This is a genomic window from Nocardia sp. 149-1B (assembly GCF_057747975.1).
In genome coordinates this window covers 430,226-444,327 of the sequence record NZ_CM173233.1, presented here as the reverse complement: position 1 = coordinate 444,327, position 14,102 = coordinate 430,226, and the positions used below count along the sequence as shown (strand labels likewise).

Below are 14,102 nucleotides of genomic sequence, written 5' to 3'. Positions count from 1 at the left end.
CGCCTCGCCGCTGAGATCGACCGGGTCCCAGCGCCAACCACCCCAAGCGCGCGATCAGCATCCAGTCGCCCAAACGAAGAGACTCAGTAGCAGGCCAGAATGTGGCCCACCGTGCGGCCACCACCGAGCAGCGGCGCATCGCCCGTACGGCGCACGACCGCTCCGTCAACACCCGGATCATGGTCGACGCCCGACCGCGTAAGAGCGGCTGCCATCAGTACCGGTCGCACGCGGGCGGCCCCGTCGTCGGTCTTGAGCGCGAAGGCCCGGCCGTCGGGCAATGCCACGACGTAGCAGGACTCCGCGCCTGCCTTGCCGATCGCGCCAGGGATGGCGGTGAGCAGCGTCAGCTCGTCGCGGCGGGTGCCCGAGACCATCTCAGGGTGCTGACGCATCGCCGCGGCGACGAGGGCGGACCGCTCATCGGGTTCTCCGAGAGCGATCCGTCGGAACGCGGTGGCCAGCCCGACAAGCGAGGTGGACAGCAGCGGCGCGCCGCACCCGTCGACCGCCACGAACGCCGCCTCACCCGTCAGCTCCTCGAACGTCGCGCGAATGCCGACCTGGAGCGGGTGGTCGGCCTCGAGGTAGGTGCCGGTGTCCCAGCCGTTGAGCACGCAGGTCGCGAGCATGGCGGCGTGCTTGCCCGAGCAGTTCATCTGCAGCGAGGTCCGCCCGCCGCCGGCGCGGAGCACGGCGTCCCGCTCCTCGTCGTCGAGCGGATAGTCGGGTGGTGTCTGCAGCGCGGATTCGTCCAGGCCGGCGGAGGCCAGGATCCGGTGCACCCCCTCGAGGTGGAACGGCTCCCCCGAGTGCGACGCACAAGCCAGAGCCAGCAGATCCGGCGGCAGATCGAGTCCCGCCCGAACCATCCCGAGCGCCTGGATCGGCTTGTTGCACGAGCGCGGCAGCATCGGCGCATGGACGTCCCCGACACCCCATTCGACCGTTCCGTCGGCGGCGAGCGCGACCAGCGAGCCGTAGTGGTGCCCCTCGACGAACCCGGACCGAACGACCTCAGCGACAACAGGTGAAGACATGCCCGCAGATTAACTTCAGTGGGATGGCACGATTAGCCCCGTGCCGATGCCGCCCGTCCCGCAGTACTGCCCCACGCCGCGAGAGCTCGACGACCTCGAGCTCCTGGTGAGCGGTGCGCTCGTGCCGACCGTGGCCTTCAACGAGCCCGGCAGCCCGGTGACGCTCACGCTCCCCGATGACATCGCGGCCGCCGCGACCGCAGCCGGAGCAGTCGAGCTGGTCGACCCCGAGGGCTTGCCGCTCGCTCACGTGGAGGTGCCCGGGGGCACCATCGAGCCGCTGACCCACACCCAGTACGGCCCGTTCCGCGACCACTACCTCACCCCCACGCAGACGCGGGAGCGGTACGCCGGCCGCACGTTCGTCCCGCTCGTCGAGGCGCTCACCCGACCTCAGCTGACCGTCCTGGAGTCCGTCGGCCCGGTGGTACTGCTGCCGCTGGTCGGCCACGGCACCCCCGAGCTCTCCCCGGTCGCCCTGATCCGCGCCACGCTCTCCGCCGCGTCTCATCTCACTCAGGCCGACGTCGTCGCGATCCCGCTCGCCTCGCACGGCGACGCGGACGTCGACCACGAGCTGGGGCTGCAGGTCGCTGCCAACTACGCCGGCCCCGACCGCTTGGTCGGTGTCTCCGACGACCCGACCGGTGAGTACCCGTCTGAGATCGCCGAGATCGTCGCCTTCGACCGTCCGGCACCCGACGAGCAGGGCCTCGTGCTGTTCTTCACCGGCCTGTCCGGCAGCGGCAAGTCGACGCTCGCGCGGGCGCTCATGGACCGGCTCCTCGAGCACGGCACGCGCACGGTGACGAGCCTCGACGGCGACGTCGTGCGACGCAATCTCTCGGCCGGCCTGACCTTCTCCAAGGAGGACCGCGAGACCAATATCCGCCGCATCGGCTGGGTGGCCGCCGAGATCTCCCGACACGGCGGCGTCGCGGTCTGCAGCCCCATCGCGCCGTTCGACCAGACCCGCCAGCAGGTGCGCCAGATGGTCGACGAGGCCGGCGGCGCCTTCTTTCTCGTCCACGTCGCCACTCCGCTGGAGGAGTGCGAGCGACGCGACCGCAAGGGCCTCTACGCCAAGGCCCGCCGCGGCGAGATCCCCGAGTTCACCGGCATCTCCTCGCCCTACGAGGAGCCCGAGGATGCCGACGTCCGCGTCGACACGACCGGCCGCACCATCGAGGACGCCCTCGACGACGTCCTGCGGGCCCTCCGCGATTCTGGCCACCTCGACCTCACCACCCCGCCGGTGGTCGAGGTGCGAGGAGCGCCCGCGGCAGCCGCTCCGGTGGTTGAGGTGCGAGGAGCGCCAGCGACGAGCCTCGAACCCACCGCGACGACACCGGTGGTTGGGGAGGTTGCGCAGCAACCGTCCGCCCCGGTGGTTGAGGAGGTTGCGCAGCAACCGTCAGCCTCGGTGGTTGAGGAGGTTGCGCAGCAACCGTCTCGAAACCACCCCACCCCGGTTGTCGAGACCCCCGCAGCCGAGAAGTCACCGGAACCCGGGCGCCGTGCCGCCCCCCTCCGCGTGCTCTACATCTGCACGGCGAACATCTGCCGCTCCCCCTTCATGGAGCTGCGATCACGCGACCTCGCCGGGCCGGGCAGCCACGTGACGTTCGCGAGCGCCGGCATCCACGGTTTCGCCGCGCAGGAGATGGACCCCGACATGGCTGCGACCCTCACGGCCCGCGGTGTCGCGGGGGTGGGCAGGTTCCGCAGCCGACCCTTCAGCAGCGACCTGATGCCGCACGCGGACTTGGTGCTCACCGCAGAGGCGTCGCACCGCCAGTTCATCCTCGACGACCACCCGGCCGCCTTCCGCACGGTGTTGACTCTCGGGCAGTTCGCCGAGGCCGTTCGGGCGTCCGAGGACGGCCTCTCAGGCCACGACCTGCTCGCCACGGTCGCCGAGCGCCGCGGCCAGGCGGACCCTGCCCTGGACGTGACCGACCCGTACGGCCGCGGACCCGACGCGGCCAACGCCTGTGCCGACGCGCTCGACGAGCTGCTGCGCGTCGTCGTCCCTGCCCTCACCGGATCCAGGAAGATCGCCCTATGACCCCCGCGCCCCACCGCCCGACCCCGATGACCTGGGGCGGGGTCTCATGAACGACCTGATCACCACCACGTTCTTCTCGATCCTCGCCGCTGGCTTCATCGTCGGCATCATCGTCGGGCTCACCGGCATGGGCGGCGGGGCACTGATGACGCCCGCGCTGATCTTCCTGGGTGTCGGCGACGCCGCCACAGTGGTCACCGCCGACCTGACCGCCGCCGCGGTCTACAAGAGCGGCGGCGCGCTGGTCCACTCACGCGCCGGGTCCCCGAACTTCAAGCTCGCCAAGTGGTTGATCGTCGGGTCCGTGCCGATGGCTCTGCTCGGCCCGTGGCTGATCCACCAGGTGGCCGGGGAGGAGCCCGAGTCGCTCGACACCCTCCTCAAGGAGGCCATCGGCTTCGCGCTGCTGCTCGCGGCCGCGACGTACGCCCTGCGCCTCTACATCAACCTCCGCCGGGTCCGCGGCGGCGCAGCGAACGCCGACCCCGACCCGCACATCCGCCCGCTCGTCACTTTGGCCGTCGGTGCTCTCGGCGGCCTCCTGGTCGGCGTGACCAGCGTCGGCTCCGGGTCGGTCATCATGATCGCCCTGCTGATGCTCTACCCCGGCCTGTCTGCGGTGAAGCTGGTCGGCACCGACCTGGTGCAGGCTGTGCCGCTGGTCCTCTCGGCCGCGATCTCCAACATCATCATCAACGGGCTGGACTGGAAGATCCTGATCCCGCTGGTGCTCGGCTCGGTCCCGGGCACGATCCTCGGCAGCCGGATCGCCCCGCGGGTGCCCCAGTCCGTGATTCGCCGCGGCATCGTGATCGTACTGACGATGTCCGGCGTCGCGCTCCTGGACAAGTCCGGCTGGGCGCCCCTCGGCAAGGACGACACCCACCCGATGCTGATCGCGATCATCGGCCTGGTGCTGCTGGTCACCCTCCCGATCATCTGGGGAGTGCTGCGCAAGGGCCAGGGCCTGCCGATGTTCGGGTCACCGACCGTCGCGGAGCTCGACGACGCAAACTTCCGCCGACCCCGGGAGTGACCCGAGCCACTCGGATTTGTACGGTTTGAGATGGTCCAGCCCGCCACGGCTACGATGTGGGCTGCTGTCCCGACGAGAGGTCCCCTGCCAGTCATGACCGATACCCACGCCGACTACCAGCTGAGTCAGCTCGACCAGCTGGAGGCGGAGTCGATCCACATCTTCCGCGAGGTCGCCTCCGAGTTCGAGAAGCCCGTCTTGATGTTCTCGGGCGGCAAGGACTCCATCGTGATGCTGCGCCTCGCCGAGAAGGCGTTCTACCCCGCGAAGATCCCGTTCCCGGTGCTGCAGGTCGACACCGGCTACGACTTCCCCGAGGTCCTCGCCTGCCGCGACTCGTGGGTCAACCGCCTGGGCGCACGACTGGTCGTCGCCAGCGTCGAGGACGCGATCCGCGACGGCATCGTCGTCGACGACGGCAAGACCAGCCGCAACCGGCTGCAGATCGGCACCCTGCTGAACGCACTCGAGGAGGGCGGCTTCACCGCCGCATTCGGCGGCGGGCGGCGGGACGAGGAGAAGGCCCGCGCCAAGGAGCGCGTCTACTCCCACCGCGACGAGTTCGGCCAGTGGGACCCGAAGATGCAGCGCCCCGAGCTCTGGAGCCTCTACAACGGGCGCATCCACGAGGGCGAGCACATGCGGATCTTCCCGATCTCCAACTGGACCGAGCTGGACATCTGGCACTACATCGGCCGCGAGGGCATCGAGATCCCCTCGATCTACTTCTCCCACCGGCGCCGGGTCTTCGAGCGCGACGGGATGCTGCTGAGCGAGTCCGAGTTCAACCCGCTGCGCTCGGGTGAGACCGTCGAGGAGCGCACCGTCCGGTTCCGCACCGTCGGCGACCTCACGCTGACCGGCTGCGTCGAGTCCGACGCCGACACCATCGACAAGATCATCGACGAGATCGCCATCGCCCGCGTCACCGAGCGCGGCGCCACCCGTGGCGACGACCGCTTCTCCGAGGCAGCCATGGAGGATCGGAAGAAGGAAGGCTACTTCTGATGAGTGACCACACTGCGGGTCTGACCCAGGCGCAGAAGGCCGAGCAGATCCGCACCATGGACCTGCTCCGCTTCGCCACCGCCGGCTCCGTCGACGACGGCAAGTCCACGCTGATCGGCCGGCTGCTGCTGGACTCCAAGTCGATCTTCGAGGACCAGCTGGAGGCCGTCGAGGCGACCAGCCAGTCCAAGGGCTACGACTACACCGACCTCGCGCTGCTCACCGACGGCCTGCGCTCCGAGCGCGAGCAGGGCATCACGATCGACGTGGCGTACCGCTACTTCGCGACCCCGACGCGCAAGTTCATCATCGCCGACACCCCGGGCCACGTGCAGTACACCCGCAACATGGTCACCGGCGCCTCCACCGCCGACCTGGGTCTGGTGCTGGTCGACGCCCGCCAGGGCCTCACCGAGCAGTCCCGCCGGCACGCAGTCATCCTCTCGCTGCTGAGGGTCCCCCACCTGGTGCTGGCCGTGAACAAGATGGACCTCGTGGACTTCTCCCAGGAGGTCTACGAGAAGATCCACGCCGAGTTCACCCAGTTCGCGACCAAGCTCAACATCCCCGACCTCGAGGTCATCCCGATCTCGGCGCTCCAGGGTGACAACGTCGTCAACCGCTCCGAGAACATGAGCTGGTACTCCGGTCCCACGCTCATGCACCACCTCGAGCACGTCCACGTGGCTTCCGACCGTGACCTGGTCGACGTCCGCTTCCCGGTCCAGTACGTCGTGCGGCCCAAGTCCGACGATTACCACGACTACCGGGGCTACGGCGGCATGGTCGCCGGGGGCGTCCTCAAGCCGGGCGACGAGGTCGTCGTGCTGCCGAGCGGCATGACGTCGAAGATCGCCGGCATCGACCTGTTCGACCAGGAAGTCACCGAGGCGTTCCCGCCGATGTCGGTGACCGTGCGCCTCGAGGACGACGTCGACGTCTCCCGCGGCGACATGATCGCCCGGCCCGCCAACGCGCCCAAGCCCTCACAGGACATCGACGCGATGGTGTGCTGGATGACCAACGAGCCCCTCCGGCCCCGCCAGAAGCTGGCGATCAAGCACACGACCCGCTCGGCCCGTGCGCTGGTGAAGGACATCCAGTACCGCCTGGACGTCAACACCCTGCACCGCGACCAGGAGACCAAGGAGCTCGGCCTCAACGAGATCGGCCGCGTCCAGCTACGCACGACTGTGCCGCTGCTGTGCGACGCCTACTCGAAGAACCGGACCACGGGTTCATTCATCCTTATCGACGAGGCCACCGGCGTGACGGTCGGGGCCGGCATGATCAACAGCGCCAGCTGACCAACGCCCAGGCCCGGACGGAGCCGTAGTGCGACTACTCATCACCGGCGGGGCCGGGTTCATCGGATCGAACCTGGCCCGCGCCGCCCTCGCTGACGGCCATGAGGTCGCCGTCCTCGACGACCTGTCGACAGGCGACGAGCGCAACCTGGACGGTCTCGAGGTCGACTTCGTCCGAGGCTCGCTCCTCGATGACGCGAGCGTCGACGCCAGTCTCGAAGGGGCGACGTCGGTGATCCACCTGGGCGCGCTGCCCAGCGTGCCCCGGAGCATCAACGCACCGCTCGCCTCGCACGCGGTCAACGCGACAGGCACGCTTCAACTGCTCGAGCGGGCCCGCGCCCAGGGTGTGAACCACGTCGTGTCGGCGTCGTCGAGCTCGGTCTACGGCATGAACCCGGCGCTCCCGAAGGGCGAGCGTGAGTGGATCCGCCCGATGAGCCCGTATGCCGTGTCGAAGCTCGCCACGGAGCAGTACACGCTTGCCTACCAGCAGTCGTTCGGGCTCAAGAGCCTGGCGTTCAGGTTCTTCAATGTCTACGGCCCCGGTCAGGCAGCAGGACACGCCTACGCCGCGGTCATCCCGACGTTCATCGACGCCATCCTCGCCGGACGCCCGGTTCCTCTCCAGGGCGACGGCACGCAGTCGCGCGACTTCACGTACGTCGGCACCGTGTGCCGCGTGCTCCTGGATGCGGCGGTCCGTCAGGTCACCCACCCGGAGCCGGTCAACCTGGCCTTCGGCACGAACACGACGCTCCTGGAGCTGCTCGACATGCTGCGCGTCGAGCTGGACACCGACTTCGAGGTCGAAAGTGGTCCTGCGCGCCCCGGCGACGTGAAACACTCCCAGGCGTTGAACGACGCGCTCAGGAGCTTGTTCCCAGACGTCGAACCGGTTTCGTTGACACAGGGACTGCAGGAGACGATCGCATGGTTCCGCAGCACGAAGTGAGCACGCTCGTCGTCATCGGTCAGGGGTACGTCGGCCTGCCGATGGCCCTGCGGGCCGCCGAGTCGGGGCTCAAGGTCTATGGACTCGACACGAACGAGCAGGCCGTCCGAGACCTGAACGCGGGGCGGTCCCACATCGACGATGTCAGCGATGCCGAGCTCCAGTCTGCGTTGGCGAGGGGCTTCGAGGCCTCCGCCGACCCGGCGGTGATCGCGAAGGCCGACGTCGTCCTCGTGTGCGTGCCGACCCCACTGGCTGACGATGGCGGACCCGACCTCGAGGCGGTCGAGCTCGCGGCCGCCGCCATCGGACAGCACATCCAGCGCGGCGCGCTGGCCATCCTCGAGTCGACGACGTACCCCGGCACGACCGAGGAGGTCTTCGCGCCCCTCGTCGCCGCGGGAGGCCTCGAGATCGGGACCGACATCTTCGTGGCGTTCTCCCCCGAGCGCATCGACCCCGGCAACGAGGTGTATGGCGTCCGCAACACCCCGAAGGTCGTCGGTGGCCTGACTCCCGAGTGCACGGAGCGCGCGGCGGCGTTCTACGGCCGCTTCGTCGACACCGTGGTGCCGGCCAAGGGCGCGCGCGAGGCCGAGATGTCGAAGCTCATCGAGAACACCTTCCGACACGTCAACATCGCCCTCGTCAACGAGATGCTGCGCTTCTCTCACGAGCTGGACATCGACCTCTGGAACGCGATCGACTGCGCTGAGACGAAGCCCTTCGGCTACATGGCGTTCCGGCCCGGCCCGGGCGTCGGTGGTCACTGCATCCCGGTCGACCCCTCCTACCTCAGCCACCGGGTCAAGGCACGTCTGGGCTACTCATTCCGCATGGTGGAGCTGGCCGAAGAGATCAACACCGCGGCTCCCCTTTACGTCGCGAGCCGCGTCCGAGACGTGCTCAACGACGCGGAGAAGGCGGTGAAGGGCTCTCGGGTGCTGTTGCTCGGAGTGACCTACAAGGCGAACATCTCCGACCGCAGGGAAAGCCCCGCTGACCCCTTGGCACGGCATCTCATGTCCTGGGGCGCCCACGTGGAATACCACGATCCGTTCGTCCCCACCTGGCAGCCTCGCGGGTCCGCAGCAGTGCTCCAGTGCGTCCCGGACCCATACGCCGCGGCCGCGCAGGCCGATGCAACCGTCCTGGTGCAGGCCCACCGTGCATACGACAAGTTGCGGATGTCGGAACAGGCGCTCAGGATCCTTGACACGAGGTCCGCTCTGGCTGACGGGGCGAACGTCATCCGCCTCTAGAGCGAGGCGAGTTCACAAGATTCGCGCTGGAACACCGGCGACGGTCGCGTTAGCAGGAACGTCCTTAGTCACTACCGCGCCAGCACCTACGGTGCACCCACGATGCAAAGTCACGCCCGACGTCACAACTGAACCAGCGCCAAGCCAAACGTCCTCGCCGATATGCACTCTGTCGTTTATGAACTTGCCCTCAGCCAAGCTGTACCGGTGGTCGTGGTCGGCATCCCGAACGACGCACATTTCGGCGAGTTGCGAACCCTCAGAGATAACGACGCTTTCCCGCGCGACAATGACACAATTCGGACCGATGTAGTCAGCCGCGATGTATAGACGCGCACCTGGGCCAGTGGCGAGCATCACGCCCTGCCCGACTGAACAGCCGACGATCTCGACGGAACTTGTCCGCGAGAATTGAAATTGGCAGTTTCTGGCGATTTTCACATTGCCGACAATACGCACATTGGGGAACCTCAGCACCAGCCACCTGACACGAAGCCGGGAGGAGCACTCCCACCTGAAAGCCACTAAAGCCCGCGCGACGAACATACTGGCCCCCTTCGCCAAGAACACCCACTGTCGCTCCGATAGTCTCCTGACGCGAGTCGCTCAAGCATATGACGAGACGTCACTCTCGGTCCGTGCGCGCTCACCATGACCAACTAGATCGACCTCGGACTTCTGCGTAGGCGGCTCGTTACACGCCCCAAGTTCCGCGCGGACAAGATCAGCAGAGCCCCGAGAATCCACTGAAACGGCACCGGCGCGAACGAATTCCGCGCAGAAACCAGGAGGGGAAGCAGAATCACGACTCCGTTGAGCGCACGAGGACCGGCAGGCTGACGATCGGCAACGCGGACCAGCGCGCCGATCACCGCCATCAAGGCAACAACTCCGCAGATGCCACCATTGCGGAGTCCCTCGGCAATCGGCGATCCTCCAATAGCGCCCACGCGTTGCGCAATCTCGACGTTGAACAGTCGCGGGTCGCTTGTGGAGTCCGGCACGGCCTGTCCAGTCAACCTCTCGAACGCCCTAAGAGGAACGGCGATCAACGAAAGCCCGTGTAAGTGGGACTGCCCTGCTGCCAGCCACCGATCGACCACGACTACCGGATAGAGGGAGTACCCCATCTCGGCAAGACCTTGCAGCGGGGAGAAGGTGAAGTTGCCATGAAGGAGTCCTGCCAGGCCGCTAGCCCTTGAACTCCTGAGGAGGTTGACCGCAGCCAATCCGAACAAGACGACTAAGCCAGCAGTCCATCCCTTTACCCGTCTGCGTTTGCCGATGACGAAGGCGACGACCAGTGCCGGGAAGATTACCCCTCCCCTACTGCCAAGAATGAGCAGCGTCAACGCTAGGGCCACGAATGGGGCATAAACGATCCACCGCGCGCGACCAGCTCCAGCTACCATAAAGGCGGTCCCGAAACTGAAGGTGATCATGCTGTATCCGTAGGCAGGATTCTGGGACGCCTCCAGGAAATCTCCATAACCTGATCGGACCCCCAGCCCGCTCGAGAGGAGAATCCAGAGCACTCCGATGCCGCCCACTGTTGCGGCCACGATACCCACCAGTTCCGCAGATGGACTATCCGATAGCGGCGATGGACGGTCGTCTGCACGCGCCTCGGGGAGGATTCCGTCACAACAGAGATACCCGAAAGTGAATGCCACCAGGCCAATCCCGGTTGCCACCGCCGCAAGACGAAGGTCGTCCGCCAGAATCCATGAGTTGTCGCCCTGGCCTACCAACGACTGAGCGCCGATCAGGGAGTAACTCACAACCAAGCCAGCGTGAAACGCGCCGAACACTAGGACGTAAATCGTAGAGCCGCCCAAGACACCGGGCCCGCGATTGTATGTCGCAGTTGCGGCGCCCACGATGATCGTCGCCAACCCAGAAGCTACCGCGTCCACAGACACCGCCCCCTCCTGCGTCAGCCAGAACAGGCCAACTGCGCAGAGGATCAGTCCCGCAAGCCTGGAGAACAAGGTCGCCTTCCCCGGCTGATCGCTGAGGTGCAGGGCCCGAGCCGCCGGTTCACGCCTTCGAAGAGTCGGCACCCCAGCACCTCCTCCACTCAGCCACGCTTGCTTCAAGCGCGAACCTGGACTCGCGGACGCCTCTCGGCAAGACTGCGCGACCCTCAAGAGACAGTCCGGCGGCCTCGTCGACTGCATCGAGCCACCGAGTGACCGGGGCGTCAAGGGGCACCGTCTGTATACCGGGAAGCTCGCGCGCTAGCTCTTCTATACCAGACAAGCGCGATGCGACGACTGGGAGTCCGCTCGCGATAGCCTCCAGAACTACAGTCGGCAGCCCTTCGCGGACCGACGGGAGGACCAGCACCGCAGAACGGCGCATTAGCGACGGGATATCTGCCCGCTCGCCGAGTAGCAACACATTCGGAGGCAGCTCTGGAAGGTCGGCGTCCCCGCCTGGACCGACCAGCCAAAACTGAAGGTCCCGGCATCCCGCTGCCTCGGACGCCATCGATGCGATCAAGCCGCGGTTCTTTTCGGGCGCGGCCCTGCCCACGTGCAGGACCACCGGAGGATCCTCCAACAGGTCTGGGTCACCTGGCCTGAAGATGCTCGTGTCGACGCCGTTCGCTAGCACCGTGAATCGCTGGCGAAAGACCGGCCACTTGCCAAGCTGCCCCATTGCAAACCGTTGACTGGCTTCCGTTACGGACAAGACGTCGGTTGCAAATGTTGCTAACAATGCCCTAGCCACAGCGCGGTACCCCAACCGACCGAGACTGCCGCGGCGACCGTCACCTTGACTATGGATCCGGGCGATGCGCACCCGCACCCCGGCCGTCCAAGCTACAAAGAGAAAGAAGCCGCTCGCTAAAGAAACGTGCGACTCGACAACGTCCGGCCGTCTCTCTCTCAGGAAGCGACGAAAGAGCCATGGCCACATCCATCTGTTGCCCCCTAATTGGAGAACCGTCGCCCCCTGCCGTCGGAAGTCGTCGGCGAGCGCACCCTCGGTCACGCCAAGACAAACGAACGTCTGCTCGACCTCACCAGCAGGAACTGCGGAGCACAGTCCTAGCGAGACGATCTCCGCCCCGCCGCGATTGAGGGAACCGATGACATGGACTACCGCTCTAGCCATGCCGGGACTCCGCCTGAAGGTCCGCGAGCGCCTGGTACATCTGTCGGCGACTCGCCTGCAGGCTCTCTTGGGAGTACTCGAACGAGTGACGCCACCCCTCCGCAGCATTCTTCGTCGCCAGCGCTGGATCCACAAGCAGGCGCATACAAAGCTCGGCCAGGGCATTGGCGTCGCCAGGCGGGCACATGGCCTCTTCGCTCAACAGGTCTGGCGTCCCCCCGACATCGGTGCCCACGCATGCGAGCCCTCGCGCCTGCGCCTCAATCACGGTTCGTGGCAACCCCTCGGTCCGAGAGGAGGACACGAGCAACTCCGACGAGTCGATGACCGATCGAACGTCCCGGGCGGAAGACAACATACCGGTGAAGCGGACGATCTCTGAGAGACCGAGCTTGGCAGCCAGGGTTCGGATCTCCTCCATGCGACGGCCGCCACCCACGATAGCGAGCGAAACTGCGGGAACTGCGACACGAATCTGCTGCATAGCACGAAGAAGCACATCGAAGCCCTTGTAGGACTGGTCCATGCTGCCGATCGCAACGACTCGCTCCAACTGGCGGACATAGATACGCGGCGAATCTGTGAAGGCATCCCCCGGCAACGATGCACTGGAGTAGAAGAAGGTCGGCGTGCCATCGCCAGACGGGTAGCGCTGGGGGAGACGGCTTGCACTTACGTACGCAGCCGACGACGCCTTCGCACAAATGGCGCGCAGATCGCGAGCGGCCTTCCTACGGATCAGGGGCCGCAACGGGTGCTCGACGACCCCCGGACCAAATACATCCCAAGGATCGCCAACGACCTCGACCCCGAATGGACGGTCGTTGGTCAGAACCCGATGCACCACGCGCGAGAGGTTTCCTGGCACTCGAAAGATGACTGCATCCCCCGGCTGTACCGCATGACGAGCGGCGCGGCGCAGACGCGGCAGGGACTGCAGGAACTCGCGAGGACCAACGTAATCCGGCATCTCCCTAACGCAGACCCCCTCTCCGGAGACCGGTAGAAGTCCCTCCGCGGATGAAATTGGGCTCACGCGGGCAACCACGGCGACTTCATCGAAGACATCGAGGTAGCGCGTCCAGAAATCGTAGCCAAAGACAGAGTCTGCATAGTGCGCTCCATTTGGCCCCCTATAAAGGCGATATTCACCAACTACCGCGACCCTCATCGGACCCCAAGAACCACGTCAGCGACTTCACGGCTGCACCTAACGACATCAAACCTAGAGGCCACATGCTCGCGGGCGCACTCTCCCATGCTCCACAGGCTACCCTTTAGCCAGGCCGTCCGCGCCTCAAGGATGGCGGTTGTTAACTCGTCCACACTCGCTGGCGAGACGATCCATCCGGTCATCCGATCGACAACGGTCTCCGGCAGCGCACCGGCCGAGGAGACAATGCTTGGTCTCCCCATCGCACTTGCTTCCAGAGCGGCCCCGTGGTTCTCCGACAGGCTCGGCGACACCGATACGTCTGCGCTTGAGTAATAGGGACGCACATCGTCAACCGACTCGCGCCACGTTATTGACGGATCCGACTCAACACTGAACCTATCAATGAGCGCCGCTTTGTGCTGTCGGCCTGCCTCATCAAACCCCCCGCCAACGAGCAGTAGGTGCGCGTCGCCGTGTATGGCCGCCACCTGCCTCCATGCGTTTAGCAGTGTTTCATGCCCCTTAATCCCCACGCCCGGATAGACGGACGACTTTGGTGCATACACGTAAGCGACCATGATCACAACGAAGCTTCGTCGTGGAATGCCGAGGAGTTCGTCACGTCGATCGACCCCAGCTCGGAATCGATCGATATCGACACCATAAGGAATCGCACGCACTCGGTCGGTCGGCATCCCTATCGCCCGGTATCGTTCGGCCGTATGGTTCGATCCGCCGATGACAATGTCGTCAAGACGGCACAGAAATCGCTCCGCCCACCTGATCGGGGTTGAGTCGAGGTAAAGTGGCCCCGCCACCATGTGGACCCTGCGAATCCCCGTGAAGAGTGTGGCGATTCGCACGGCCAACGCGGACGCGTACAGATGATAGAATGCCACCTCGGCGGCTTGTTCCTTCAACAGTCGACGCAGTTCCGCCAATCCGCGAAGCAGTTTCAACGACGGCCGCATGACAAAATCGAAATCGCACTCGATTACGTCGATGCCAACCCCGTCTAGGCGTCGCCTCAGGCGCCCCTCGCCCCTTGGAATGATGACCGACACAGTTGCACCGCGAGCTCGGAATTCGAGTAGTTGCGGAATGACCCAGAGCCCACCCTCGTTCGTCTTCACAACGCAGACAACGT

The 14,102-nt window shown here is 66.0% G+C and carries 11 protein-coding genes and 1 pseudogene; 6 read left to right on the top strand and 6 right to left on the bottom strand.

Features of this window, described 5'->3' with window-relative positions; all coding sequences use genetic code 11:
* Positions 1–83 precede the first annotated feature (83 nt).
* Positions 84–1,040: an asparaginase gene (locus AC3ANS_RS02100; RefSeq protein ID WP_488294516.1), complete on the bottom strand. Its 957-nt coding sequence runs from the start codon at positions 1,038–1,040 to the stop codon at positions 84–86.
* Between the two features lie 46 nt (positions 1,041–1,086).
* Between AC3ANS_RS02100 and cysC the strand changes: the two genes are divergently transcribed.
* The 6 genes and pseudogenes from cysC to AC3ANS_RS02070 all read left to right on the top strand — a co-directional run bounded on the left by cysC (position 1,087) and on the right by AC3ANS_RS02070 (position 8,676).
* Positions 1,087–3,108 carry an adenylyl-sulfate kinase gene (gene cysC, locus AC3ANS_RS02095; RefSeq protein WP_488296583.1) on the top strand — a complete coding sequence of 674 codons (2,022 nt, stop codon included), beginning with the start codon at positions 1,087–1,089 and terminating at the stop codon, positions 3,106–3,108.
* Positions 3,109–3,154: 46 nt separating this feature from the next.
* A complete protein-coding gene (locus AC3ANS_RS02090) occupies positions 3,155–4,144 on the top strand; it encodes a sulfite exporter TauE/SafE family protein (protein ID WP_488294515.1) in 990 nt (329 codons plus the stop codon).
* A 54-nt stretch (positions 4,145–4,198) separates the two neighbouring features.
* On the top strand, positions 4,199–5,152 hold the full coding sequence (gene cysD / locus AC3ANS_RS02085) for a sulfate adenylyltransferase subunit CysD (RefSeq protein ID WP_488296582.1): 954 nt from the start codon (positions 4,199–4,201) through the stop codon (positions 5,150–5,152).
* Positions 5,152–6,444: pseudogene (gene cysN / locus AC3ANS_RS02080) on the top strand (sulfate adenylyltransferase subunit CysN); the annotation flags it as partial. The gene cysD and the pseudogene cysN, both read left to right, overlap by 1 nt.
* Positions 6,445–6,487: 43 nt before the next feature.
* On the top strand, positions 6,488–7,414 hold the full coding sequence (locus AC3ANS_RS02075) for an NAD-dependent epimerase/dehydratase family protein (protein ID WP_488294514.1): 927 nt from the start codon (positions 6,488–6,490) through the stop codon (positions 7,412–7,414).
* The gene (locus tag AC3ANS_RS02070; RefSeq protein ID WP_488294513.1) at positions 7,393–8,676 is read left to right on the top strand and encodes a nucleotide sugar dehydrogenase; all 1,284 of its coding nucleotides are present in this window, start codon (positions 7,393–7,395) and stop codon (positions 8,674–8,676) included. Before AC3ANS_RS02075 ends, AC3ANS_RS02070 begins: the two co-directional genes overlap by 22 nt.
* A gap of 12 nt (positions 8,677–8,688) precedes the next feature.
* On the opposite strand, the gene AC3ANS_RS02065 is transcribed toward AC3ANS_RS02070, so the two are convergent.
* The 5 genes from AC3ANS_RS02065 to AC3ANS_RS02045 all read right to left on the bottom strand — a co-directional run bounded on the left by AC3ANS_RS02065 (position 8,689) and on the right by AC3ANS_RS02045 (position 14,088).
* Positions 8,689–8,916 (bottom strand): DapH/DapD/GlmU-related protein, encoded by a 228-nt coding sequence (locus tag AC3ANS_RS02065; protein WP_488296581.1) that lies wholly within the window; start codon positions 8,914–8,916, stop codon positions 8,689–8,691.
* Positions 8,917–9,335: 419 nt separating this feature from the next.
* A complete protein-coding gene (locus tag AC3ANS_RS02060) occupies positions 9,336–10,598 on the bottom strand; it encodes a hypothetical protein (protein WP_488294512.1) in 1,263 nt (420 codons plus the stop codon).
* A 118-nt stretch (positions 10,599–10,716) separates the two neighbouring features.
* Entirely contained in the window at positions 10,717–11,799 is a 1,083-nt protein-coding gene (locus AC3ANS_RS02055) for a glycosyltransferase family 4 protein (RefSeq protein WP_488294511.1), read from the bottom strand.
* Positions 11,792–12,769, bottom strand: coding sequence for a glycosyltransferase family 4 protein (locus AC3ANS_RS02050; RefSeq protein ID WP_488294510.1), 978 nt, complete (start codon positions 12,767–12,769; stop codon positions 11,792–11,794). The genes AC3ANS_RS02055 and AC3ANS_RS02050 overlap by 8 nt, the downstream gene beginning before the upstream one ends.
* A gap of 197 nt (positions 12,770–12,966) precedes the next feature.
* Positions 12,967–14,088, bottom strand: coding sequence for a glycosyltransferase (locus tag AC3ANS_RS02045; RefSeq protein ID WP_488294509.1), 1,122 nt, complete (start codon positions 14,086–14,088; stop codon positions 12,967–12,969).
* Between the last annotated feature and the right edge of the window lie 14 nt (positions 14,089–14,102).